We start from the raw sequence: 22,234 nt of genomic DNA, 5'->3' as shown, positions 1-22,234 counted from the left end.
AAGGCAAGAGTGATTAGCGGCGAATTTTTTTAAAGAATATCCAGGCTATTATAGTTGCTAATAATATAGACAAATGTCCAGATTACTAGTTTGGAAGTTTAACCTTCACTGGGGAAACTACAATCCCCTCTATCCCTTGGGCGAAAGCTTCAGGGATTGCTTTTCTAAGAATATTTAACGAGCCATTGATATCTGCATTAATCAATAAACCAAGCGATGATTTATAAAGACCTCGTTTAATTCTTCTGCCACTAAAGGTATGTTTGACACTTTCCTTGTAGTTAGGAATCTTGTCTAAATCTAGAAAGCTCGACTTAGAAGTGTAGCTTTCTTCATTAACGATTACTTTCATTCCAACTAACTCAGCTTTGTAAGTTAATTGGTGAATAAATCTAGCATGAGGGACTTGTACAAAGTTTTGGTTATTCTGACTTCCAATAGCAATCTCTTGCTTCCACACATCATTCTTGCCAATGACTATTATACCAATCTCTAACTCAATTAGTTTATTAATCAAGAATCTACTAGCCTTATGCAGGTAATCATCAACCTTGAGGTTACGCTTTGTGCAAAGTCTTTGAAGTTGTTTAGAAGTCTGTTCTTTTAGGATAGACTGTAATTCAGCTTTCCTTTTGTTAAAGAACTGATTAATAGATTTTATCGGTCTGCCATTTATCAAGAACGGGTTAATCCCGGATTGATTGAAAGCTACAGCCGCTAAATTATTCAGTCCTAAATCAACACTGGCTATTCTACTGCTGACAAAGAGTTTCTCATCTATCTCCTGATTGTAGACCACCTCCACGACGTAATGATCAAGCTTAGGCACTATTCTAAGTTGAGCAATATTTTTGGCTTTGGTCGGTATTTCTATTTGAGTTTGGCTTGGCTTGATAACACCTAACTTTAAGCCTGGCTTAGATAATGCTTGCACCGTATACATCAGCAAGTTTCTGCCATCACTCTTGTGCTTATACTTTGGTAATTTGGGTCTTCCCAAAAACTTTGACGGATTCTGCTGATAGGCAAATAATGCTGCTTTAAAACTTTTCCAGGTTTTATCTAGAATCATTAAAATCTGCTGACTGACTTTAGCTGGTATTGCTTTATAGTCAACTGAAGTTTGAAGTATTTTCTGTACCTGATTGTAGTTTAATAATTCTCCTGTATTGAAAAGCGACTGCCTAATTAAATAATTAGCGACGTTGTAAAGATTCTTGGAAAGAAAGCACAAATTGTCTATCTCTTGATAGTTTTTATGGTTTTTCTTAATTACGTGTCTTTCAACTAGCTGCATTATTCCTCTTTCAGACACTTCAACTACTGCTTACTCTGGCATAAATCACAACACCTTTGTCCCAAGGTCTGTTAAGTTCTACAATTACCGTCCCGCTAGCCAATTGATTTGCATTAAGCTCTCCAGGTTTCCACATTCTCCAAGCAGTTTTATAGCTTACACCGATGGAATTGGCATAGTTTGATAATTTCATAGCTTTGTTTTTACTATATAATTATCCTACCATTGAAGTCTATATTTGGAAACACTTGTGTGCCACCATTTCTAATCGCCAGGGCTACACATACGTTTTAAATCTTGTAAAACTGCGGTGGCTGATTGATAGCGATCGCTAAAATGATAGCAAACCATTTTATCTAAAATTGCCGCTAATTCTTCGCTGACTGGCGCTGTTTGCCGCCACATCACATTACCCGTTTCTGGATCTGGGTAGAGTTCTTGCGGTGGTATCCCAGTTATGGCTTGAATGCCAATCATTCCTAAAGCGTAAATGTCACTGCATAAGCGGGGATGACCGGCAAATTGTTCTGGAGGTGCATAACCCCGCGTCCCGATGGCTACTGTGGCTAATTCTGTTTGCTCACTACTCGGCGGTTGCATCAATTTGACAGCACCAAAGTCAATTAATACTAGCCGATTATCTTGAGCGCATCTAATAATATTAGTCGGTTTGATATCACGATGAATCACTCGATGCTGGTGAATAAATTCTAGAACTTCTAAAACCTGTTTGAGCATCTCCATCACAAATGATTCATTTTGTACATTCTGCACAGGTGGTAATTCTTCACTTAGGGTATGTCCCTCAATATATTGTTGAATTAAATAGAATTCTTGGTCATCTTCAAAAAAAGCAAGTAGTTCGGGAATCTGATCATGTTTACCCAAAGATTCTAAAATTTCAGCTTCACTATTAAACAACCTGCGAGCAACTTGCAAAAATCGTGTATCTTGACGGGCTGGCATTAACTTTTTAACTACACAAATGGGATTGCCCGGTCGTTGAGTATCATGTGCTAAATAAGTGCGCCCAAATCCACCTGCACCGAGAGTTTTAGAAATTTTGTAGCGTCCACTCAAAAGCAAATCACCAGATTTTATTTCTGGGAAATCAATTGGGGGAAGAAAATCAAGATAGGAGTCGGGAATTGCTGTTTTGTCTTCTAAGAGTACATTTAATTGTGCGATCGCTTCTTGTTGTTTTTCAACTTGCAGAATAATCACCTGAGTTTGCCACTGATTTTGGTAGCTAGTATAAGCAATTACACAGATACTACTAATCACCAAAGCAAGAGCAGAAGGGATTAACGGCACCCATCCGGCTTGCAAAAACAAAGCAACGCAGATTCCCACTAAGCCAAGTAAAGTTGTCCCTACTACCACTAGCAAAAGCAACGGATTTTGCCACCGCCATGCTAAAATACTACCTAAGAGCGACCAGCCCCACACCCAAATAAGTTCCGCCCAGTCAGGCCAGTACCAAATTAGCGATCGCCCATCCAACACTGTACTGATCAGTTGACTTGCTATCTGTGCATGAATAAACAGAGCAGGCATTCTGGCTGGTTGATCTGGTAAAGCGCTGTAGGGCGTATAAAAGCCACCTGGAGGGAGATTAGCTGCTGTAGTGCCAATAATTACAAGACGGTCTTTGACTAAATTCGGGTTGACTTGGCCACTGAGGACTTGTGTGAGGGTTACTTGGTCGGCGAGGCTGTTGGGGTGACGGTAATTTAATAATATTTGATAGCCATCTGCATCCAGATGTCGATAACTACCAGAATTAGTTTGTAAACGCGGGAACAGGGTTTTACCTAATTGAAAATCTCCTTTCTTAGTGAACTCGTATTCAATGCCTTGTTTTTCCAGATAATTAATTGCAATTAGGGCACCAAATGCAAATGATGCTGTACATTTATTGTCTGTAGAGTTAGCAAATAACAAACTGCGGCGGAGAATTTGGTCGTTTTCATTGTCAGTAACCACATCGCTAAAGCCAACATTATCTATAGGAAAATTAGGTGGCGGTGGAATTTCATCTCTACCCAAGCTGCTGAACAAACAGGTGCTGATGATGTTATCTTGATTTTGGACATTAGCTGCCAAATTGTTGTCTTCTGGTTGGAAAAGATATAAACCAACAATTCGCGGTTGATAAGACTCTATTTTGTTTAACAGCTGATTGATTCTACGAGCTGATAGAGTCCATTTCTCTCGTTTGAGATCGTCGTCAGTGATTTTTACTAACAAAATCCGCCGATCGGGTGCTTGTGCTGGACGCGATCGCAACATCTGATCATAAACTCTTAACTCCCAAGGCTGCAACCATTTGAGTTCCCGAACTCCCCAGATAAAGGCGGTGACTCCTACACTAGTAACCAAAATAATTTGCAGCCAGCTTTTGCTCTTGTCAGTTTTACGATAATCCTGAAGCTTGACAAAGGGGACACGAAGTTTTTCTAATAGTCCACTAATCACGGCGTTGCGACGTTAGCCTGAATTGGGTATGATGTTGCAGGCGCAAAAGTTAATTTTCCGACTCTAGGTTAAAAGCTAATTAACCTGAGCTTCTATTAATGTAGCAATTTACTCGCTGGTTCGAGACTTTGCTGTATTCCTACTCTAAAAGCAAACTTACGCGCCATGCGGCTAATCATCTGTAAGAGATATTTGAGCATCTTCAACAGGACTGGCAATTGGGAAAGAAATAGGATTAGTAGATGGGGTTAGTGAATCTAACTGAGGTTTTTCGAGTGATGCTTCAATGCTTGAATCAGCAAAATAGGAGCCAAACATTTTATCATAGTTAGAAGCAACAGCTAAAAAAGCCCCACCCAAAATATAGATAGGTAATGGGAGATTAAATTCTTGCAACCAGTCAAACAGTTCCGCCAAGGCAAACAGCACCAAAAAGCAGGCAAGCCAAACCTTCATATTCTCATACCCCGGATTGAAACAACTCTATTACTAGCTTAAATAGCTTGCATGATAGTTGATGTATTATATAATCACAACCGTGAGGGGATTTTGTTGATGGAAACTCGTGCCGTTTAAAATAAAATAGAAGGATATTTTTCTGTTTCAGTCCCCGTGAGGGGATTTTGTTGATGGAAACCTCCTGTGCCAATTGAAGAAAATTATAGTAGTTTCAATTGTTTCAGTCCCCGTGAGGGGATTTTGTTGATGGAAACAGATAGACTGATCGTTTGCTGTCCTAAATCTATGATGGTTTCAGTCCCCGTGAGGGGATTTTGTTGATGGAAACTCCTTAGAAGTCTCAGTCTTCTGCCTGAAGACAAAGTTTCAGTCCCCGTGAGGGGATTTTGTTGATGGAAACGACAAGCAACTTCGCTTGCTTACCCAGTATTGGATTGTTTCAGTCCCCGTGAGGGGATTTTGTTGATGGAAACACAGTATGAAGTTCGTCCCATTACTTGGGAATTTAATGTTTCAGTCCCCGTGAGGGGATTTTGTTGATGGAAACATTTTTAAGACTTCGACTTGCTTCGATGCCATCTCGGGTTTCAGTCCCCGTGAGGGGATTTTGTTGATGGAAACGTAATGCCTTACTTGATGCCTTCTCTAAAGCCTTGTTTCAGTCCCCGTGAGGGGATTTTGTTGATGGAAACATGATTAAAGTAACCACTATCAAAGATTACCTATTCGTTTCAGTCCCCGTGAGGGGATTTTGTTGATGGAAACCTTAACTGGAATAGCAGGAACTGGCAGAATATAAGTTTCAGTCCCCGTGAGGGGATTTTGTTGATGGAAACCCCAACGTCCAAGCAACAGCTGCAACTAATGTAATGTTTCAGTCCCCGTGAGGGGATTTTGTTGATGGAAACTCAAGTAATAATTGAGGATTTATTTTACAGTATTCAAGTTTCAGTCCCCGTGAGGGGATTTTGTTGATGGAAACAGTCTCATTTTCAAATTGATAAAGATTTCGGAGTGAAGTTTCAGTCCCCGTGAGGGGATTTTGTTGATGGAAACCCAATCGCCGGAGCAAGTAGAACTGCGTTCGCTAAAGTTTCAGTCCCCGTGAGGGGATTTTGTTGATGGAAACCGCTGATGTCCGGTGCTGGTCAATCGCTAATGTCGTGTTTCAGTCCCCGTGAGGGGATTTTGTTGATGGAAACCGCTCAATTAGCACTTTTAGAATTGATTAATACGAGTTTCAGTCCCCGTGAGGGGATTTTGTTGATGGAAACTGCTGTTTTGTTCTCATTGTGCAATTTGCGCTTCTATGTTTCAGTCCCCGTGAGGGGATTTTGTTGATGGAAACATCATTTGATCAAGAAATTCTCTAACTCTTTCTTGCGTTTCAGTCCCCGTGAGGGGATTTTGTTGATGGAAACTCCGTCTGATGAGTTTAAACGATGGCGTTAACCCCTAGTTTCAGTCCCCGTGAGGGGATTTTGTTGATGGAAACCGCTCCATACTGAAACCGTTACAGAGCAAGCATTCTGGGAAGGGTTTTGGCAGATCGGAAATTTTGGTCAATTCCAGCCTGCCTTATTGCAAGTAATTTGCAACTTCCCGCATTTATGAAACGCTGTAGTTATTGATTTGTCAAGGTTCTGGCGATTTTGGCAGATCCCCCAGGGTTTTAGCCCCCGCTTCGACTTGCCAAACATCAAGCTGATACACTAATCATAAAACTATTGTTTGCTTTTGTCCAGTAATTTCCGAACTGGATATAATTGTTCCCTTGATTAACTAAGTGGGTCAAATTAAATATAAAACCTCACCCTGCCTCCGGCTTCCCTCTGGGATGCTTTGGAGAGGGATTGAGGGTGAGGTTTTATCTTATATTTAATTGTGCCTCCCTACTTACCCCGCCATCAAGTAGATACAATCCTATCGAATCCTCTTCAGGCTTAACCAGTTTTTCGATCTTGGTAGTTATTTGAGGTGTTTTTTGAGCAAGAGCGATCGCTCAGTCATTTGCCATAGTTGAGGTTTAAACCTTACTGTGGGTTAGTGGATTTTTGGAAGCTCCCATATTCTAATTCTTTGAGATTCACCGGACCATGTATCGCTTGTTGCTTGGCAACGTAGCCAAAATTAGCAAAGTCAGTAAAATAGCCATCTATTCCTAACTTAATGAACTGTTCAAACTCACGAAGCGGTTGCCCCTATAAGCCTAGATAGATGGAGTCAGAATTATCGGGGCGATCGCACTTACGCCCATGCTGGAGAAATTAACACCAAGCAAGTACTAAGGAACGTGGATTAAATAAAATGCAAAACTTCATCCTGTCTAGCTTCCCTCTCCAATATATCGGAGAGGGATTGAGGGTGAGGTAAACCAGGGACATAAATTATATGTTATTTAATTCTTATTCCTAAGAGCCGGATTTCACAGTCTAGTTGAGAATTTAAGTAACTAAATGCAAATAAACTTAAACATTTGTTGACTTTTTTATATTTTGGCATTTGTTTAAGTGTTAAATACTAAAAAATAAAGTTTATTTGTACCAACTTACTAACTAGGTTGTCAAGCAAGGCGGTAAAAATCCGACCTAAGCCAAGTGCTAACAGCGAAAACAAAAGTAAACTTCACAAATATTACGTAAGATGATCAGAAGAATTTTGCTGGCTGTATCGGGATTGGGACACGCAGAAGAAATGCTCAAAACCCTGAAAGAAATCCCTTCAATTCAATCTGCAAAAGTTACAATTTTGCATGTTGTTCCTGCACAAAATGCTGCTGCTACCATGACAGCTAAATGGGAAAATGGTGGTAAAATTCTGGCGAATGCCATTCAAACTTTGAACTTAGATCCTAGCCAGGTTTCTTCAATTTTGCGTGAAGGCGAACCCAAAGATGTGGTTTGCCAAGTAGCTGATGAAATCGACGCTGACTTAATTATTATGGGTTCACGCGGACTGAAGCGGCTGCAATCGATTTTATCGAACTCAGTCAGTCAGTATGTTTTCCAACTATCTTCTCGCCCCATGTTGCTAGTAAAGGATGACATTTATGTAAAAAGAATTAAGCGTATTATGGTGGCAATAGACAACTCTGATTCAGCAAAAAATTGCTTAAAATTAGCTCTATTCTTGTTGCGAGATATTCAGGGCGGACAGTTAATTTTGGCAAATATTAGTACAGATTTAGGGGGTAAAAAATCGGAAATAACCGAGGTTAACTCAGATAAAAATCCAGTTCTAGCAGCCGCAGTTGCAGAAGCTGAAAAACAGGGCATCCAATCTCGTTCTTATATCAGCAGTGGTAAACCTGGTGAAGAAATTTGTCGGTTGGCAGAGGAATTGAATATAGATTTATTATTGCTTGGTTCTCCAGATCGTCGTCCATCTATTGCTAAGAGTTTTGTTGATATAGACCGACTCATCGGCACTTCTTTGTCTGACTATGTTCGAGTCAATGCCACTTGTCCAGTATTGTTGGCGCGGACAATCGCTTAAAGTCAAAATAGAGTTAGCAGTTAATAAATAAAAACCCCTACACTACTGGTGCAGGGGTTATTTATTTTATACACAAACTCTTAACTATCTTTTCCACCTTCGCGGCTAGCAGTTTGGATGTACAGAATTAGTAAAAACACAGCAGGGACTAGTACGAACAAAATGCTCGCTATGAACCCCAGGTCATTAACTTGCATGGCAAGAAAGCCTCTCTTAAATTTCCAGTCAACAACATTAGGATAGCATTATTGATGACAAAGTTATACCAATTCAAAATTCAAAATTCAACATTCAAAATCAAAAAACTCAATTTTGGTAAGTATTTTGACTACTGACTGGATACAAATTGGAGCAATGCCAGATTTGAGAATTTAAGGCTTTGTGACTACACTGACTGAGCCATTCACTAAGGTTTGACAGGCAAGGCGGTAATTTTCCGGCTTTTTCTTAAATTTCCGGTTTTCTACGTCTGTGCGGGGGGAAAGATTTTCTAGTCCTTCGACTATCTGGACAACGCAAGTGCCACATTGACCATTACCACCGCAATTAGTCATCTTGCCAATCAATGTATATATATCAATGTTATTTTGCATTGCCTTGAGCCGGAGATTTGCACCATCGGCCACTACTACTTCTTTATTCTCTTTAACGAATTTGATATTACCCATAACCGATTCCTCGTTGACTCTAAGCTTGGCTTTCAAGGCTTCATATTGACATGGCTTAATTCACATCTTATTTGTTATCTTAATTCATCACAAAATATTAATAAATATTAATTTTATAAAATCTGACGACACAAAAAAAATAGGACGGGTATTCTACCTGTCCTATAAATTGAAAAATAGATTAACTTACCTAAATCCCACGGCTGCTTGCCAAACGAAAGCAAGCAACAAGAAGAATACGGGAATAACAGGGAGAACGTCCACCAAGGGATCAAAGATTTGGTAAGCTTCAGGCAGTTTTGCTAATAAAAGTGCTGCTTCCATGTTTGTTTAAATCCACCTATCCAACACAGCTTTCATAATTGAGAAGTATCTTAACATGGTTTGGTCAGTGCTGAGTGCTGAGTAATAAAGATTTTGCTTGTTTACGACCCTACTACAAGACAAGCATTCTTATACTTAGCACTCGCTATTCATAACTCAGCACTTTCTTCGTTGAGCCAGTGACCAAATTCTGTGGTGAAGCGATCGCTCAATATTGCTTCTCTGATATGCTGCGTAAAGCGAATTAGTTCGGTAATGTTGTGAATGCTCAACAAGGTATAAGCCAAAATTTCCTGCGATCGCACTAAATGAGATATATAAGCACGGCTAAAATTTTGACACGTGTAGCAGGGGCAAGTTTCATCTAACGGCGTAAAATCTTCACGAAACTTAGCATTTTTTAAATTCCAGCGTCCGCCCTCGACTATTGCCGTCCCATGTCTGGCCCAGCGTGTGGGAATTACGCAATCAAATAAATCTACACCGGATGCGATCGCGATCGCCATTTCCCGAAAAGTTCCCACACCCATTAAGTAACGCGGTTTTTCGGGGGGTAGAAGCGGTGCTGTGACTTTTACAATCTCAGCCATCAATTCTGGCGGTTCTCCGACACTCACCCCACCAATGGCATATCCGGGCAAATCCAACTTAGCCAAAGCTTCAGCCGCACGGCAACGCAAATCCAAATACACGCCCCCTTGCACTATTCCAAATAACGCCTGCTCACTGCGTTGATGAGCCGTTATGCAGCGTTCTAACCAGCGATAAGTGCGCTCAGTTGCAGTTTCTACCTCTTGACGAGTCGCTGGGTAGGGCGGACACTCATCAAAGGCCATAATCACATCTGCCCCCAAAGTATTTTGAATCTGAATGGATAGCTCTGGTGTCAAATTAATAATTCGTCCATCATGGGGCGATCGAAAAGTTACGCCTTCTTCAGTAATTTTTCGCATCTCGCTTAAGCTGAACACCTGAAACCCACCCGAATCTGTGAGCATCGGCCCGTTCCACCCCATAAATTTGTGCAACCCACCACCTCCAGCCACGATCGCTTCTCCTGGTTGTAGGTGAAGATGATAAGTATTGGATAAGATCATTTGCGCCCCAGTATCTCGTAGCTGGACTGGTGTGATAGTTTTGACATTTGCCAGCGTTCCCACTGGCATAAATCTGGGGGTTTCTACAACACCGTGAGGCGTGAAAAACACTCCGGCTCTAGCTTTGGTTTGGCTACAGCAGGCAAGACATTCAAAGGAAAAATTCGCACTCATGCCATTTTGGATTTTAGACTTCGTAGTGAGCCTCAGCCGAAGGATTTTAGATTTTGGATTGTGAAACCTAATCGGTAAAGAGTTTGAAAAATCCATAACTAGCAGCCATAAAACCAAATGGTATTAGGGCAAAATTAATATTATTTGGCTAAATTATGGACAAACATCAAAACTGATAATTGAGTTTTAGTGAACACTTAAGCACTCACTACTAACTTAGTTACCAACTTTACGAGTATATACTGCAATACTAGAAAGAATCAGAACAGTCATCGTCAATTTCTGCATCCCACCGGGCTGAGAGTACTTGCTCCATCATTGCTTCTATGGCGCTGACATTGAAGTTTCGCTCTCGTCGCTCTTGTAAAGGGGTTGAGCGGGGAATCAACCGCAGACAAACCCCGTCTTGCATCAAATCGAAGTAGGTTTCTTGTTGCGGCGACTGTTTTAGTTCCAAGTAATCAAAACTATAAACATTCAGATATAGCGCGTGGTTAGCCACTAAAGTAGACCTTTGCGGATTAGCAAAAACTTCCATCACATCCCCTTCACCCTCGCTCAGTACTTTATTTTCTTGGGTGTAGATGTAGTGGACTCGACCTAAATCTGCCAGTAATCGCCGGATGTCGAGCTTATTCACAATGACGCCCGTGTTAATAATGCACGGAGCTGGTATCCTGGTGTCGGGTAGATGGTGACTCATAGCAAAATAGCGATTTAGAGCTACGGAGAGTGACAACATAGCTAAACTGTCATAATTGAATAGCTTGTTTACTCCCACATTTAAAAAAATATCAATTTTGTGCGGCAATCGTCTAACAATTTGGAGTAAGTTTTTAGTTAACGTATACAAAACACAAATTTTGATCCCTGATGGAATTTTAATTTCCTGAATCCTTTGTTTTTTGTATAAGTTAACACAATTCTATTTATCTATTACTTAGAACAGCATAACAAAATTTTCAGGGAGAATTTCTCATAGAAGTAAATCTTATTTAAAGCTTTAAAGTTTGCTCATGTCGGTTGTACCGAAATTATGCCTATTATCCAGCAATTAACCAAATATTAATGTAATTCAGATGACGAAACAGCAACAGTGGTGGAAAAAGCTGTTGTTAAATCTGGCAGCTAGTATTATATTTTACACTGTTATTCCACTACCGTATTTTAACGGATTGGATTTTCGAGGAGTAGCACGTCTTGCTTCGCTTGTGGGGTTGATGATTGGGGGAATTTTAGGGTTCCTGGATACGGGGATGAATTATATTGGTATGCCCGTGCTAACTCGAAGTGCTTTGGTAGTAAGTGTTTGGATTGCCATAACTGGAGGACTGCACTTAGATGGGGCAATGGATACTGCCGATGGTTTGGCAGTGGGCGACCCAGATCGGCGATTGGAAGTGATGACAGATAGTGCCACAGGTGCATTTGGGGCAATGGCAGCGATCGCCTTGGTGATACTGAAAATAACAGCTTTGACGGATATCCCAGAAAACCGTTGGTTATTGCTGATGGCTGCTTGTGGCTGGGGACGTTGGGGACAACAGCTAGCGATCGCGCGATACCCTTACTTGAAACCAACTGGTAAAGGTGCATTTCACAAACAAGCCATTCGTTCTTACAAAGATTTGTTACCAGGATTGTTATTGTTGTTTGGTTTGAGTGGTTTACTTTGGCTGATAGATCAACAGCAGTTATTTCTCGCACTGGGAATGATCGTTGCTGGAAGTGCGATCGCCACTTTAACTGGTGCGTGGTTCAACCACAAATTAGGCGGACACACTGGAGATACCTACGGCGCAGTCGTTGAGTGGACTGAAGCCTTATTTCTCTGTGTAATGACCACCTTTTAAGATGTGGAGATGAGGGGGATGAGGGAGACAAGGAAAATAACCTATGCCCCATGCCCCATGCCCTTCATTTAATCGGTTGCAGCTTTGTCACTTTGAGTTTAAAAGCCCCAACCCCAGTTTCCCCAAAAGACCGGACACGAATAACATAATTCCCTGTCTCTACAATGCGAGTAAATAGTAGAGAATTGCTAGTACCATCAGGCCCATCATCATTTTCTGCCACAGTCGAACCATCAGGTGCCAGCAGTGTGATCATGGTGTCAAAGTTTTCCGATGACAGGTCAACTGCTAAATTATCCCCCTTCTGTAACTTCACTGCGTAATCACGGGCAAACCCACCTTGACCTGTGGGAATATCTTTGTCTGAGAGGGTATCAGTAATTTCAGTACTGTTAGATAAAGGGATTGGACTATACAACTTATTTTGAGCAAAAGCTGCACTTGTACTAATACCTATTGCCAGCAACGTGGCAGGAATGATGATGAGTTGTTTTAAACCCACCGCAAAAACTTTATTCATACATTTAAAACAATTTTTCCACAAAAATAGGGTAATTTGGTCAATTTATGCACTAATCTGTCAAAGCTTGCCCATTAATTCTTAATTTATCCGTCTTTGGCCGTAGTGGCTACTGCTACTAATCCTAAGACCACAATTCCATGCTGACGAAGTGTTTGCACAGCAGACCTGGCAGTAGCACCTGTAGTATATATGTCGTCCACTAACAGCACTGGGACATTCGGGGGGCGATCGCAAAATTCTTGCCCAACAGCAAAAGCTTTCTCCAAGTTTTTTTCTCGTTTAGATCCCGACAAACCGAACTGCGCTTCAGTTTCTCGCACTCTTGCTAAACCGTTTAGTTTCAATTTTAATCCGGTTATTTCGCAGAAGCTTTGTGCTATGAGTGCGGCTTGATTGTATTTACGTTGCTTTTGCTTGCTAGCGTGGAGTGGGATGGGAACTACCACAGGCTGGCTATCTCGCTTTGGTGAATTTAACAACCATGCTTCTCCTAACCATTGACCCAAAGGACGAGCGATTTGGGGTTGATTTTCGTATTTCATCGCCGCGATCGCCCGTTTCACCGGGCCACCATACTCCCCCCAGCCAAACACTGGTATTGGCTCTTGCCATAAAGAAATCGGGTCTTGACGTTGACATTTTTGTAGTTGTCTGGTGCAGTTCTGACAGAATTCTTGGGAAGTTGCACGTTGACATAGGGGACAATGGGATTGGAGAAAAAGATTGAGTAAGCCTGTGAGATTTTTAGTCCAAATGTGCATTTTAAGAGTTAGGAGACGCGATTAATCGCGTCTGTACAGGAGTTAGAAGTACAGACGCGATTCATCGCGTCTGTACAAGAGTTAGGAGTAGAGACGCGATTCATCGCGTCTGTTAGGAGTTAGGAGTAGAGACGCGATTCATTGCGTCTGTTAGGAGTTAGGAGTTAACTCCTTTAACTGTTGTGCAGTGACTTAACATACACGCGATCGCACCTTGTTGTTTCTACATCCACCGTTGCTAGAGTGTAGCCGTTGCTTTCATACAGCTTGACTGCTTCCACCAAAACGCTGGCCGTTTCAATCCAAATTTGTTTAAATCCACGCTGTGCGATCGCTGCTTCTAGCTGTTGTAACAAATATTTCCCCAGTCCCAAACCCCTGATGCTGGGCAAAAGATACATTTTGCGGATTTCTACAGCTTTTTCGCCACGGTGTATCGGGTAGTAAGCTCCAGTACCTACTAACTGACTTTGGTGTTCAATTACCCAAAACTCTCCCCCAGTAGCTAAATAATATTCCTCTACTTGCAGCACATCTCGGTCAGCGCCCTTTGGTTCCCAACCCAGACCGTATTCTGATAATACATAACTGATGACTTCGGCGGCTCTAGTGCGATCGCTTTCCACCCAATCACGAATTATAAAATCTTGATAATAGTTTTTCATTACCATTTGCTGGTCAAGTTTACAGAGAAAATTTTTCCGCATCTATATCCCAATTTACCCAGCAAATAGCAATTCTTGCAGAGTCGATTTCAGGCGCTACTCTCAAAGCGATCTCTACGGTGGTAATTACAGCAGAATTCAAGTACTTGAACCACATCTGTCGTCGGGGCACAGCAATGCTCATTAGTGTCAACTTAAGCAAAATGAAACCATAAAATGTATCACTAATCACATCTTAGTTGATGTTCTTAGTGATACATCATGAGTACAAAACGTTCAGCGCCAAAAGGAAACCCAGACCTGCGGCAGCAAAAACATGTGCCAGCGCCGCCCATCGAACAAATCGAGCAAGAGATATTTTCATTGCTATCGCCCTGCAACTTTAAACCCCTGAAATTGTATGAAAACGAACAAAACAAACAATTCAGAGACAGAATATTGACCTTACCGGTGATGATGGCGATCGTTGTGAGTTTAGTGTATCGCCAAATTCCAGGCTTAAGAGAAGTACAAAGGGTATTGTCACAAGAGGGATTGTTATGGGTGGAACGAATGGAAGTGAGTGTGCAAGCAGTGTCAAAACGATTGCGAACATTGCCAATTGAATTATTTGCACAAGTTTTTGAGCAAGTAATCGGGTTCAGAGAAATTTAAATGCTCAGAATGATTTAGATTTTACTGAGTAAGAAGATTATTTCTTTAGTTTTATAAGGGAAATGCTGAAAACCCCTGAGAAACAGCAACGCAGTTGCGTTTTTCTTACTTCAGGCAGGGGATGAAAGCTGGTAGCACCGAATGGGGGTGTTCCGACTTAATCTTTTTGGTGTGCAATATACTCTATTACATTTTTTGTAGAAATATTTCCAGCAGTGGAAACAAAATAGCTAGGTGTCCAGAGAGTTGGAAGTTTAAGTAATTCTGGAAATTCTTTCCTTAAATGATGAGAAGCCCGTCCTTTAATCCTGTTCATGATTTGGGACGGGTTATCTGTTGGTTTCACATTTAAAAATAAGTGAACATGGTCGGGCATAATCTCCATTGCAATAATTTTCCATCTATTCTCATTACAAACCTCACAGATAATTACTTGTAATCGTTCCGCTATTGCGTTTACTAGCACCTTCTTTCTACGCTTAGGGATAAAAACGAAGTGGTAGTTAAGAAGTGATATTGCGTTACCTTCATGCCTGTATTCGTCTGGAGAAAAACTTGCCATTCTTCTATAATCGCTGATTGGACTTTGTATATTTATATTGGATAATCAAATAAACTAATCAACAGAAAGGGAGGTGATGGTATTTGCTAACAAATTATGCCTAAGAGTAAAAACTGATGAAATAACCGGGAGATTTTTAAAGAACGGACAATCGAGGAAAAAAGGATTGAACCGCGCTATCTCTGATGCAAGCTGGGGTGAATTAATTTTAAAGATTGAGTATCTCGCTGCAAAGCAAGGAAAAGTCGTAATTAAAATTAATCCTAAACACTCATCCCAAGAATGCAGAAATTGTGGGCATATCGATAAATCAAATCGTGATGGTGAGAAGTTCATTTGTACAGAATGCGGACATTACGAACACGCTGACATCGCTGCTGCAAAAACTATCAGAGATAGAGGTTTTAAAATAGTACGTGGGGACTCCGCGAAACTAGGTGTTAATCACCAAAACGCCCAAAAGGTAAGCCAGTTGTTCTACTTGGGGAGACCCCAAGTAGAACAACTGGCGGTATCACCACGCTCTAAGAGCAAACGTGGTGAGTTTGGGAACCTGTGTAAACAGGATATTAAGATTGCGAAGTCTTAAGAATCTCCTCGCCTTTAGGCAGGAGAGTGTCAAAGCAAATAATATTCGCGTTAAATTGAATCGTTTTGTCAAAAAATGTGATTGCAAATATTCGACCTCTACCATTGGCAAAACAACAGTTGCGATCGCTTGCTGTAGTATTAGGCTAAAGGACTTTAAAGATCAACAAAAATGAGCATTATCGTCTTTGGCAGCATAAATATAGACTTGGTAGCAACAACACCCCGGTTGCCAGTCCCAGGAGAAACGTTGCTAGGAGAAGACTTTTTTCAAGTTTCGGGAGGTAAAGGAGCTAATCAAGCCGTAGCATTAGCAAGATTGGGAATTCCTATCCAAATGGTGGGGCGTGTAGGTGCAGACGGTTTTGGTGTGGAACTTGTCAACAATTTGCAAGCATCTGGTGTGCAGATTGATAATATTTTCGTGGATGAGACTGTTAGTTCTGGAGTCGCCATCATTGCTGTAAATCATGCTGGTGAAAATCAAATTATTGTAATTCCTGGTGCAAATGGGTGTGTCAATCAAGAAGATGTAGAACGATTGTCCCATTTATTACCAGAAGCTACAGCACTGCTTTTACAATTAGAAATTCCGATTACTGCGGTGATTGCAGCAGCTAAAGCCGCAAGAAAAACCAAAATAACCGTTATTCTCGACCCTGCACCCGCACAATCTGATTTCCCAGATGAACTTTACCCGTTAGTGGACATTATCACACCGAATGAAGTTGAAGCCGCGCAGTTAGTCGGTTTTCCTGTGGATGGAGAGGAACAAGCAGCAAAAGCAACTGAAGTTTTATTACAACGGGGTGTGAAATGTGCGATCGTTAAACTAGGTGCTAAAGGCGTTTTTTGTGCCACTGCTGAGGAAAAGTTTTTTGTACCGGCGTTTCCAGTTCATGCGGTTGACACAGTAGCTGCTGGCGATGCTTTTAATGGCGGCTTAACGGCAGCACTTTTTGAAGGACTTTCTTTACATCAGGCAGTTGTTTGGGGTGCCGCAGCAGGTGCTTTGGCGACAACAAAACCAGGCGCACAAACTTCGCTAGCCGATAGGTTTATATTTGATGCGTTTCTTAGGGATAGAGTTGTGGGCAGTAGGGAGTGGGGGAAATGAGGCTTTCAAGGGTAGGTATAAATTTCAGGGTTAACACAATAAACTAGACGATCGCCTGTGAGTCCAGCGATTAAGTTAGCGATCGCCATTGAAGCCATTTTTGAGCGCGTCTGGTGGCTGGCACTACCAATATGAGGTGCAATAATGAGATTATCTAAGGTCAACAACAGACTATCGGTGGGAATCGGTTCTGGTTCAGTGACATCCACAGCCGCACCGGCAATTTGACCACTTGCAAGGGCACGATACAGAGAATCGGGATCTACAATAGTTCCCCGCGCTGTATTAATCAAAATAGCCGATCGCTTCATCAACTCAAATTGGCGATCGCTAATCAGATGATAAGTATCATCAGCAGATGGTGTATGCAGTGTCACAAAGTCCGACTCTTGAAGTACGTGTTGCAAGGTCGCAAACTCCACACCTAGAGATTGTTCTAATTGTGCCTTGCATCGTTGCCGACTCGTATACAAAATTCGCATTTCAAAGCCTTTGGCACGACGAGCGATTGCCTGACCAATGCGCCCAAAACCAACAATCCCTAAAGTAGCACCTGTAACATTCGGCCCCAATAACAAGTCTGGTTCCCAAGTTTGCCACAACCCTGCACGAGTAAACCGATCTGCCTCCACGACTCGCCGCGCAGCTGCCATCAATAATGCCCAGGTAAAGTCTGCGGTAGCATCAGTTAACACACCGGGAGTATGACCCACGGGAATCTGCTGTGCAGTAGCGGCACAAATATCAATATTATCGTAACCCACCGCCATTTGACTGATAACTTTGAGTTTCCCAGACTCGATCAGTTGCCGATCAATTTGGTCAGTCAGTAGACAGAGCAATCCATCTATCTCTTTGACTTTTTCTAGTAAAATTTCGTAGGGAGGAGGTTGGCGTTCTGCCCACACTTCTACAGTAGCAAGCGATCGCAGTTGCTCCAATTCGATGGGCAGGCGACGACTGATAAAGACTTTCACTTGAGGCATATTGTTGATCTCGAACAGATTATATACCTAAAATGCTCTCAAAGTCAGAATACCTTCGCCAAAAATAGAGTTAGTCTAGCTTTTGCCTAAATAGCCCAAGACAACAGGTAAGGGCACAACAATGTTGTGCCCTTACGATAATTTCTACCTCACGCTTGTTGCAATCTGCTGTATCTAGGTTTGCTCTATATCAATACTCGTAAATTGGCGAAGGTATTGTTGATAAAAAGCCCTCAAGTGCATACGAGGGCTTGGCACTTTTTTTTTGCTAGATATCGGCTCAATTCTTTCTACTTACGAGCAAGCGTAATTTGAGTAGCATCAAAGTCTTGTAGCCGAGTCATGTTTCCACTGTTCTTATCTATGCTATACACAACATTAGGTGTTTGATACCTCATGACTCCAAAGGCGAGGAGTTGACCTGTTGCAGAGCAAACCAAGCTTTGTAAGCCATTATTCCATGCTTGACCATTAAGTTGTAATTGTGCCAGTTTGATCGGTTCTTTTTGATTTGAATCTAGCTGCATCAGAGTTGTACTACCATCGAATCCAACTAGAGAAGTATAGAGTATTCCGTCTGGGGACTGAGCTAGATTGCTGACTCGCTCATCGCTTGGGAATTGAACCTTACTGATGGAACTGATCTCTCCTGTTTGAATGTTAATATCTACCAATCTGATCGGCGGTGTACCGTTCTTCTTACCTACTAAACCGATGAGTCGCCCATCATTAGTGCCTAGCAAGCTCCCAAGTTCTTGATCCTGGTTAAGTCCTGAGACTATCAAAGTTTTTACAGGTGTACTCAAAAATGTAATGCGAGTAGCTGGTGCCTGGATGCTAGTAGTGCTAACAGGAGTAACGGCTACGACAAGTGTGCCATCGCTTAAAGAAGTGAAACCACTCAATATCTCATTAGACTCTACTAAAGGTGTAACGCGATCGCTAGGTTTGCCATCCCTTAAAGAAGTCAAGTTACTCAATATCTGATCAGGGTCTACTAAAGCTCTAATGCGATCGGCAAGTGTGCCATCACTTAAAGAACTGAACACACTCAATGCATCATTAGACTCTACTAAAGCTGTATCGCGCTTGGCAAGTATCTGAGAGGCTAATGGAGTTAGAACTTGAGTCTTTCCTGAAACTAAGGATTGCATAACAAGTCCTAGTCCTACAGGCTTAATATCTGTGAGTAGACTGTTTAAGTCAGTGCTGTCTAATTCAGTGGTGTTTACCTCTGGAATAGCCCTTTGGTCAGTGCTGATGATCTTGCCAGAACTTATACCAATAATTTTTAAACTTGGTGTTTGCGCCAAGGCTTTGTTGCTTAGATAGCTAAGTCCAGATACTACAGTTCCAGTAAGTGCCAACTGGCCAAATTTTCGACGTGATAGCTTGTAACTCATATTTCCACTCCTAGAATTTAGCTAAAGTGCAGTGTATTGAACATAAACGCGCAAGGGACTGACAAATAAAAAAATACTCAACTACTGAATTTATTTGTTGGAAATCCCTAAGGCTAAGATAATTGCGTCCAGGTTGCTACTGAGGGTATGCCGTTGTTGTCACTAATAAAAAGCATGTACCAGCCTGGTGGTGCTATGTTTCGATTGTCTGTCACCGTGACATTCAAAGAAGTAGAGTTCCTAAAATTAATCGGTACATCCACTAACCTTTGTTCTCCATCGCAGGAATGGGTGGTTGCCGTTGGTCTAATCAGACTAACCCATTTAATATTCCCAGCCTGGGGTGTCTGAATCGTAAATTGCTGCCCGTAGCTCAAACTTTGACGAGCCTTCTGAATGATTGGTCGTGACTGCGACATATACGCAGGACTGTAGATTTCTAATCGCAGTTCATTGACCCTGCGTCTGGGATTACCCCCAGCTGTGGCTACCCTACCATCTGGCAGGAGCAAGGCCACCGAGTGATATACGCGGGGGACATTTTGTTTAGCTACTGGTGTCCAGGTATTTGTAACTGGATTGTAGATTTCTGCTGGCAGCATTGATTGTGTTATGTCCTCATTCATTTTGCTACCATTGCAAACAAACACTGTGCGATCGGGCAACAAAACGGCGCTCAGATGCATCCGAGCATTTTTTAGAGACCTTGCTGGTATGTAAGTTGGGTTAGTAGCTTTTAGATTTACAATATTCACCCTGTTTGTTGCCGTAGGGTCTGTTGTCGTAGTACTATTACCCCCACCCATAATCATCACCTTTTGGTCTTGTGCAGGTGGTAAAAGCACACTGGCAGCTTGATTACCGAAATCTGGGGCTTGCAGCCCTGGCACCGGTTTTTCTGTAATGGATTCTGTAAATGTCCCTGGCAGGGTTAGTATCCTTGCTGTCACTCGACTGCCGCCCATGTAAGCACCTGAATAAAATATCTTTCCACTACTTAGTAGAAATAGCTGTGCGTATTGCGGTATGGAACTAGTTGTTGGAAAAGCGTTCCAACCATTTGCAAATGTAGAAGAATAAATTTCTGGTTGTCTGTTGAGGTTGCCATCTTTATCCAATCCAGACACTGCAAATATCCGACCACTGCCTAGTGTTAACAAAGTAGGATACCAGCGCCCATTATTCATTGATGGCTTCTTGACCCATTTCTCGGTAATGGGATCAAACACTAGAACAGAGAATGAACCATAAAATGGATCGTAGCGCAGAGTTCCACCCGCAACCATTAACAGACCATCAGGGGTGAAGGCGTGACCGGAGCAAAAAAGGTCAATAGGTTGATTATTACTATCCAATAAAGGCGCTTGATGGGACAAGGTTCCCTTGTTTACATCCCAGACCACACTGTCATAGGGAGTATTTAAGTTATTGGGATCATTACCTGAGCCACAGAAAAATAATATCTTACCAGTACGAAGTAGAGCGGCATGCATAGGTAGGATTGGAAGACTATATGACAATACCTGCCATTTGTCTGTAGCAACACCCTGAGCTATAAAAGTCCCTAAATCCGTTTCCTCTCGAAAGTTAGTCTCGTGATTTGGTTGAGTCATTTTATTTACAATTACTCCTACATAATTTTGATGTTCTTGTTCTTTCTTTCAGTAATTTCTTCTAAGTTTATATCCATACTTATTTATACTTTTTTCGGATTACTTAATGTGAAGATGCGATGTTGTTTATATCAACTTCATGTAAAATAAACTTTATAAATATGTAATCACACTGGTAAATGTCTATATTGTCCAGTATCCAATTAAGCCTTGCACTGGGTTTTTGAGATCAGGGTGAACGATGCTTTTAAATCTAGACAAAAAGATGCAATTCAAATGACGATTAGCTTAAAGACTTTTTGTAAGGAACGTGATACACAATACAGGCAAAGCGTAGTAAAGTAAAGTAGTAAAACTCAGAGTGGGTTGTAAGTATGGAAACCTACTGAGTAGAATCAGTGGTAACGTCAATCCCTCCCAAAGCAAGATTGTCGCCATGAGCAAGTCAACTCCAATGGATGACGAGAAAAATCTCCCAAAGAAAAAGGGCAGGACACTCCCTCCCAAGCTGATCATCTGGCTGGGAAAGTATGTCTGGACAACTATGTGGCAGATTATGATGTCAAAGCTTGCTCCTAGCAATCAGTCGGGAGCGTATATTCGTCCTAATAGCCAGTTTCGGAAGTTCATTGGCACAGAGTCAGGGAATCCTTACCTACCAGCAACGGGGCGCTACAAACTTTATGTTGGGCTGGGCTGTCCTTGGGCGCACCGAACCCTGGTTGTGCGATCGCTCAAAAAACTTGAAGCGGTAATATCAGTGTGTATCGTCTCTCCTTCTCCCATTGAAGGCGGTTGGATATTCAACCAAGAAGAACAGGGTTGCCGTACACTAGCTGAATTTTATCAGATGGCAGAACCTGGCTACAGTGGACGCGTCACAGTTCCAATTTTATGGGATAACCAAACAAAAACTATTGTTAATAATGAGAGTTCAGAGATTATCGTGATGCTGAACTCTCAGTTTAACGAGTTCGCCAATAATCCGACGCTAAATCTCTACCCAGAAGAACTTAAAGAAAAAATTGACTGGTGGAATGAGAAGATTTATCACGCCGTAAATAACGGTGTATATCGCTGCGGTTTTGCCCAAACTCAAGAAGCATACAATCAAGCTTGTAATGAACTGTTCGCAACTCTTGATGAGATTGAGATTGCATTGCAAAATAGTCGATATCTGTGTGGGGACAATCTCACGCTCGCAGATGTTCGTTTATTTACAACGTTATTTCGGTTTGATAGTGCCTACTACGGATTGTTTAAGTGTAATAGGCGGCGAATTCGAGACTATCAGAACCTGGGAGCTTATCTGCGTGATCTATATCAGCTTCCAGGTGTTGCTGACACCTGCGATGTAGAGAGTGTGAAGCGAGATTACTACGGGAACCTATTCCCACTCAATCCCGGTGGGATAATTCCCGATGGGCCTGATATGTCTGATCTTAATCAACCACATGGGCGCGATCGCATCGGCAAACTGAATCCTTCATAAGGTACATTGAAAACTGATACCTCGA

General features: G+C 41.8%; 22 protein-coding genes, 1 pseudogene and 1 CRISPR repeat array. Of the genes and pseudogenes, 6 read left to right on the top strand and 17 right to left on the bottom strand.

The window, feature by feature from the left end; translation table 11 throughout:
• Positions 1 to 85: 85 nt before the first annotated feature.
• From V7K31_RS06395 to V7K31_RS06380, 4 genes are all read right to left on the bottom strand, one after another.
• Complete coding sequence (locus tag V7K31_RS06395) at positions 86 to 1,297, bottom strand: RNA-guided endonuclease InsQ/TnpB family protein (RefSeq protein ID WP_335093251.1); 1,212 nt, start codon at positions 1,295 to 1,297, stop codon at positions 86 to 88.
• Between the two features lie 19 nt (positions 1,298 to 1,316).
• Entirely contained in the window at positions 1,317 to 1,490 is a 174-nt protein-coding gene (locus V7K31_RS06390; protein WP_335093250.1) for a hypothetical protein, read from the bottom strand.
• Between the two features lie 71 nt (positions 1,491 to 1,561).
• Positions 1,562 to 3,775: a CHASE2 domain-containing protein gene (locus tag V7K31_RS06385; protein ID WP_335093249.1), complete on the bottom strand. Its 2,214-nt coding sequence runs from the start codon at positions 3,773 to 3,775 to the stop codon at positions 1,562 to 1,564.
• A gap of 171 nt (positions 3,776 to 3,946) precedes the next feature.
• Complete coding sequence (locus V7K31_RS06380) at positions 3,947 to 4,231, bottom strand: hypothetical protein (protein ID WP_335093248.1); 285 nt, start codon at positions 4,229 to 4,231, stop codon at positions 3,947 to 3,949.
• 144 nt (positions 4,232 to 4,375) lie between these two features.
• Positions 4,376 to 5,729: a CRISPR direct-repeat array (repeat unit 37 nt; unit sequence GTTTCAGTCCCCGTGAGGGGATTTTGTTGATGGAAAC).
• A 1,148-nt stretch (positions 5,730 to 6,877) separates the two neighbouring features.
• Between V7K31_RS06380 and V7K31_RS06375 the strand changes: the two genes are divergently transcribed.
• Positions 6,878 to 7,729, top strand: a complete 852-nt coding sequence (locus V7K31_RS06375) for a universal stress protein (protein WP_335093247.1) — start codon at positions 6,878 to 6,880, stop codon at positions 7,727 to 7,729.
• Between the two features lie 80 nt (positions 7,730 to 7,809).
• Here V7K31_RS06375 and psbM read toward each other — a convergent pair whose 3' ends face one another.
• From psbM to V7K31_RS06350, 5 genes are all read right to left on the bottom strand, one after another.
• A complete protein-coding gene (psbM, locus tag V7K31_RS06370) occupies positions 7,810 to 7,926 on the bottom strand; it encodes a photosystem II reaction center protein PsbM (RefSeq protein WP_084227279.1) in 117 nt (38 codons plus the stop codon).
• Between the two features lie 174 nt (positions 7,927 to 8,100).
• A complete protein-coding gene (locus V7K31_RS06365) occupies positions 8,101 to 8,397 on the bottom strand; it encodes a 2Fe-2S iron-sulfur cluster-binding protein (protein ID WP_335093245.1) in 297 nt (98 codons plus the stop codon).
• A 186-nt stretch (positions 8,398 to 8,583) separates the two neighbouring features.
• A complete protein-coding gene (locus V7K31_RS06360; protein WP_006195022.1) occupies positions 8,584 to 8,721 on the bottom strand; it encodes a photosystem II reaction center protein K in 138 nt (45 codons plus the stop codon).
• Between the two features lie 149 nt (positions 8,722 to 8,870).
• Positions 8,871 to 9,992, bottom strand: coding sequence for a tRNA guanosine(34) transglycosylase Tgt (gene tgt / locus V7K31_RS06355; RefSeq protein ID WP_335093244.1), 1,122 nt, complete (start codon positions 9,990 to 9,992; stop codon positions 8,871 to 8,873).
• Between the two features lie 250 nt (positions 9,993 to 10,242).
• Positions 10,243 to 10,695, bottom strand: coding sequence for a hypothetical protein (locus tag V7K31_RS06350; protein ID WP_335093243.1), 453 nt, complete (start codon positions 10,693 to 10,695; stop codon positions 10,243 to 10,245).
• 376 nt (positions 10,696 to 11,071) lie between these two features.
• Here V7K31_RS06350 and cobS point away from each other — a divergent pair, with 376 nt between their 5' ends.
• Positions 11,072 to 11,845 carry an adenosylcobinamide-GDP ribazoletransferase gene (cobS, locus tag V7K31_RS06345; RefSeq protein WP_335093242.1) on the top strand — a complete coding sequence of 258 codons (774 nt, stop codon included), beginning with the start codon at positions 11,072 to 11,074 and terminating at the stop codon, positions 11,843 to 11,845.
• A 64-nt stretch (positions 11,846 to 11,909) separates the two neighbouring features.
• Here the strand turns inward: cobS and V7K31_RS06340 are convergent, their stop codons facing one another.
• From V7K31_RS06340 to V7K31_RS06325, 4 genes are all read right to left on the bottom strand, one after another.
• A complete protein-coding gene (locus V7K31_RS06340; protein ID WP_335093240.1) occupies positions 11,910 to 12,365 on the bottom strand; it encodes a PPC domain-containing protein in 456 nt (151 codons plus the stop codon).
• A gap of 86 nt (positions 12,366 to 12,451) precedes the next feature.
• Positions 12,452 to 13,129, bottom strand: coding sequence for a ComF family protein (locus tag V7K31_RS06335; protein ID WP_335093239.1), 678 nt, complete (start codon positions 13,127 to 13,129; stop codon positions 12,452 to 12,454).
• A gap of 173 nt (positions 13,130 to 13,302) precedes the next feature.
• Positions 13,303 to 13,794, bottom strand: coding sequence for a GNAT family N-acetyltransferase (locus V7K31_RS06330; protein ID WP_335093238.1), 492 nt, complete (start codon positions 13,792 to 13,794; stop codon positions 13,303 to 13,305).
• Between the two features lie 19 nt (positions 13,795 to 13,813).
• Positions 13,814 to 13,978 (bottom strand): hypothetical protein, encoded by a 165-nt coding sequence (locus tag V7K31_RS06325; protein WP_335093237.1) that lies wholly within the window; start codon positions 13,976 to 13,978, stop codon positions 13,814 to 13,816.
• Positions 13,979 to 14,055: 77 nt separating this feature from the next.
• Between V7K31_RS06325 and V7K31_RS06320 the strand changes: the two are divergent.
• Positions 14,056 to 14,430: pseudogene (locus tag V7K31_RS06320) on the top strand (IS4 family transposase); the annotation flags it as partial.
• 175 nt (positions 14,431 to 14,605) lie between these two features.
• On the opposite strand, the gene tnpA reads toward V7K31_RS06320, so the two are convergent.
• On the bottom strand, positions 14,606 to 15,010 hold the full coding sequence (gene tnpA, locus V7K31_RS06315; RefSeq protein WP_335093236.1) for an IS200/IS605 family transposase: 405 nt from the start codon (positions 15,008 to 15,010) through the stop codon (positions 14,606 to 14,608).
• Positions 15,011 to 15,086: 76 nt separating this feature from the next.
• Here tnpA and V7K31_RS06310 point away from each other — a divergent pair, with 76 nt between their 5' ends.
• Both V7K31_RS06310 and rbsK read left to right on the top strand, forming a co-directional pair.
• Positions 15,087 to 15,599 carry a transposase gene (locus V7K31_RS06310; RefSeq protein ID WP_335093235.1) on the top strand — a complete coding sequence of 171 codons (513 nt, stop codon included), beginning with the start codon at positions 15,087 to 15,089 and terminating at the stop codon, positions 15,597 to 15,599.
• A gap of 171 nt (positions 15,600 to 15,770) precedes the next feature.
• Positions 15,771 to 16,715: a ribokinase gene (gene rbsK, locus V7K31_RS06305; protein WP_335093233.1), complete on the top strand. Its 945-nt coding sequence runs from the start codon at positions 15,771 to 15,773 to the stop codon at positions 16,713 to 16,715.
• A gap of 5 nt (positions 16,716 to 16,720) precedes the next feature.
• Here rbsK and V7K31_RS06300 read toward each other — a convergent pair whose 3' ends face one another.
• From V7K31_RS06300 to V7K31_RS06290, 3 genes are all read right to left on the bottom strand, one after another.
• Positions 16,721 to 17,701: a 2-hydroxyacid dehydrogenase gene (locus V7K31_RS06300; RefSeq protein ID WP_335093232.1), complete on the bottom strand. Its 981-nt coding sequence runs from the start codon at positions 17,699 to 17,701 to the stop codon at positions 16,721 to 16,723.
• Between the two features lie 290 nt (positions 17,702 to 17,991).
• Positions 17,992 to 19,104, bottom strand: coding sequence for a hypothetical protein (locus tag V7K31_RS06295; RefSeq protein WP_335093230.1), 1,113 nt, complete (start codon positions 19,102 to 19,104; stop codon positions 17,992 to 17,994).
• A gap of 113 nt (positions 19,105 to 19,217) precedes the next feature.
• Positions 19,218 to 20,717: a galactose oxidase-like domain-containing protein gene (locus V7K31_RS06290; RefSeq protein WP_335093228.1), complete on the bottom strand. Its 1,500-nt coding sequence runs from the start codon at positions 20,715 to 20,717 to the stop codon at positions 19,218 to 19,220.
• A gap of 436 nt (positions 20,718 to 21,153) precedes the next feature.
• Between V7K31_RS06290 and V7K31_RS06285 the strand changes: the two genes are divergently transcribed.
• Positions 21,154 to 22,209 carry a glutathione S-transferase family protein gene (locus tag V7K31_RS06285; RefSeq protein WP_335093226.1) on the top strand — a complete coding sequence of 352 codons (1,056 nt, stop codon included), beginning with the start codon at positions 21,154 to 21,156 and terminating at the stop codon, positions 22,207 to 22,209.
• Positions 22,210 to 22,234 lie beyond the last annotated feature (25 nt).

The sequence above is a fragment of the Nostoc sp. genome (assembly GCF_036917675.1).
Lineage (GTDB): Bacteria > Cyanobacteriota > Cyanobacteriia > Cyanobacteriales > Nostocaceae > Nostoc.
The sequence above is the reverse complement of the archived record's forward strand: the minus strand, read 5'-3'. Positions and strand labels throughout refer to the sequence as shown.

Excerpts from the sequence above, each read along its gene's own strand:
- V7K31_RS06325 (WP_335093237.1), bottom strand. The coding sequence starts at position 13,978 with ATGAGCATTGCTGTGCCCCGACGACAGATGTGGTTCAAGTACTTGAAT.
- tnpA (WP_335093236.1), bottom strand. The coding sequence starts at position 15,010 with ATGGCAAGTTTTTCTCCAGACGAATACAGGCATGAAGGTAACGCAATA.
- V7K31_RS06360 (WP_006195022.1), bottom strand. The coding sequence starts at position 8,721 with ATGGAAGCAGCACTTTTATTAGCAAAACTGCCTGAAGCTTACCAAATC.
- V7K31_RS06335 (WP_335093239.1), bottom strand. The coding sequence starts at position 13,129 with ATGCACATTTGGACTAAAAATCTCACAGGCTTACTCAATCTTTTTCTC.
- V7K31_RS06340 (WP_335093240.1), bottom strand. The coding sequence starts at position 12,365 with ATGAATAAAGTTTTTGCGGTGGGTTTAAAACAACTCATCATCATTCCT.
- V7K31_RS06300 (WP_335093232.1), bottom strand. The coding sequence starts at position 17,701 with ATGCCTCAAGTGAAAGTCTTTATCAGTCGTCGCCTGCCCATCGAATTG.
- V7K31_RS06375 (WP_335093247.1), top strand. The coding sequence starts at position 6,878 with ATGATCAGAAGAATTTTGCTGGCTGTATCGGGATTGGGACACGCAGAA.
- psbM (WP_084227279.1), bottom strand. The coding sequence starts at position 7,926 with ATGCAAGTTAATGACCTGGGGTTCATAGCGAGCATTTTGTTCGTACTA.
- V7K31_RS06365 (WP_335093245.1), bottom strand. The coding sequence starts at position 8,397 with ATGGGTAATATCAAATTCGTTAAAGAGAATAAAGAAGTAGTAGTGGCC.
- cobS (WP_335093242.1), top strand. The coding sequence starts at position 11,072 with ATGACGAAACAGCAACAGTGGTGGAAAAAGCTGTTGTTAAATCTGGCA.
- V7K31_RS06330 (WP_335093238.1), bottom strand. The coding sequence starts at position 13,794 with ATGAAAAACTATTATCAAGATTTTATAATTCGTGATTGGGTGGAAAGC.
- V7K31_RS06395 (WP_335093251.1), bottom strand. The coding sequence starts at position 1,297 with ATGCAGCTAGTTGAAAGACACGTAATTAAGAAAAACCATAAAAACTAT.
- V7K31_RS06350 (WP_335093243.1), bottom strand. The coding sequence starts at position 10,695 with ATGAGTCACCATCTACCCGACACCAGGATACCAGCTCCGTGCATTATT.
- rbsK (WP_335093233.1), top strand. The coding sequence starts at position 15,771 with ATGAGCATTATCGTCTTTGGCAGCATAAATATAGACTTGGTAGCAACA.
- V7K31_RS06290 (WP_335093228.1), bottom strand. The coding sequence starts at position 20,717 with ATGACTCAACCAAATCACGAGACTAACTTTCGAGAGGAAACGGATTTA.
- V7K31_RS06295 (WP_335093230.1), bottom strand. The coding sequence starts at position 19,104 with ATGAGTTACAAGCTATCACGTCGAAAATTTGGCCAGTTGGCACTTACT.
- tgt (WP_335093244.1), bottom strand. The coding sequence starts at position 9,992 with ATGAGTGCGAATTTTTCCTTTGAATGTCTTGCCTGCTGTAGCCAAACC.
- V7K31_RS06380 (WP_335093248.1), bottom strand. The coding sequence starts at position 4,231 with ATGAAGGTTTGGCTTGCCTGCTTTTTGGTGCTGTTTGCCTTGGCGGAA.
- V7K31_RS06285 (WP_335093226.1), top strand. The coding sequence starts at position 21,154 with ATGAGCAAGTCAACTCCAATGGATGACGAGAAAAATCTCCCAAAGAAA.
- V7K31_RS06390 (WP_335093250.1), bottom strand. The coding sequence starts at position 1,490 with ATGAAATTATCAAACTATGCCAATTCCATCGGTGTAAGCTATAAAACT.
- V7K31_RS06310 (WP_335093235.1), top strand. The coding sequence starts at position 15,087 with ATGGTATTTGCTAACAAATTATGCCTAAGAGTAAAAACTGATGAAATA.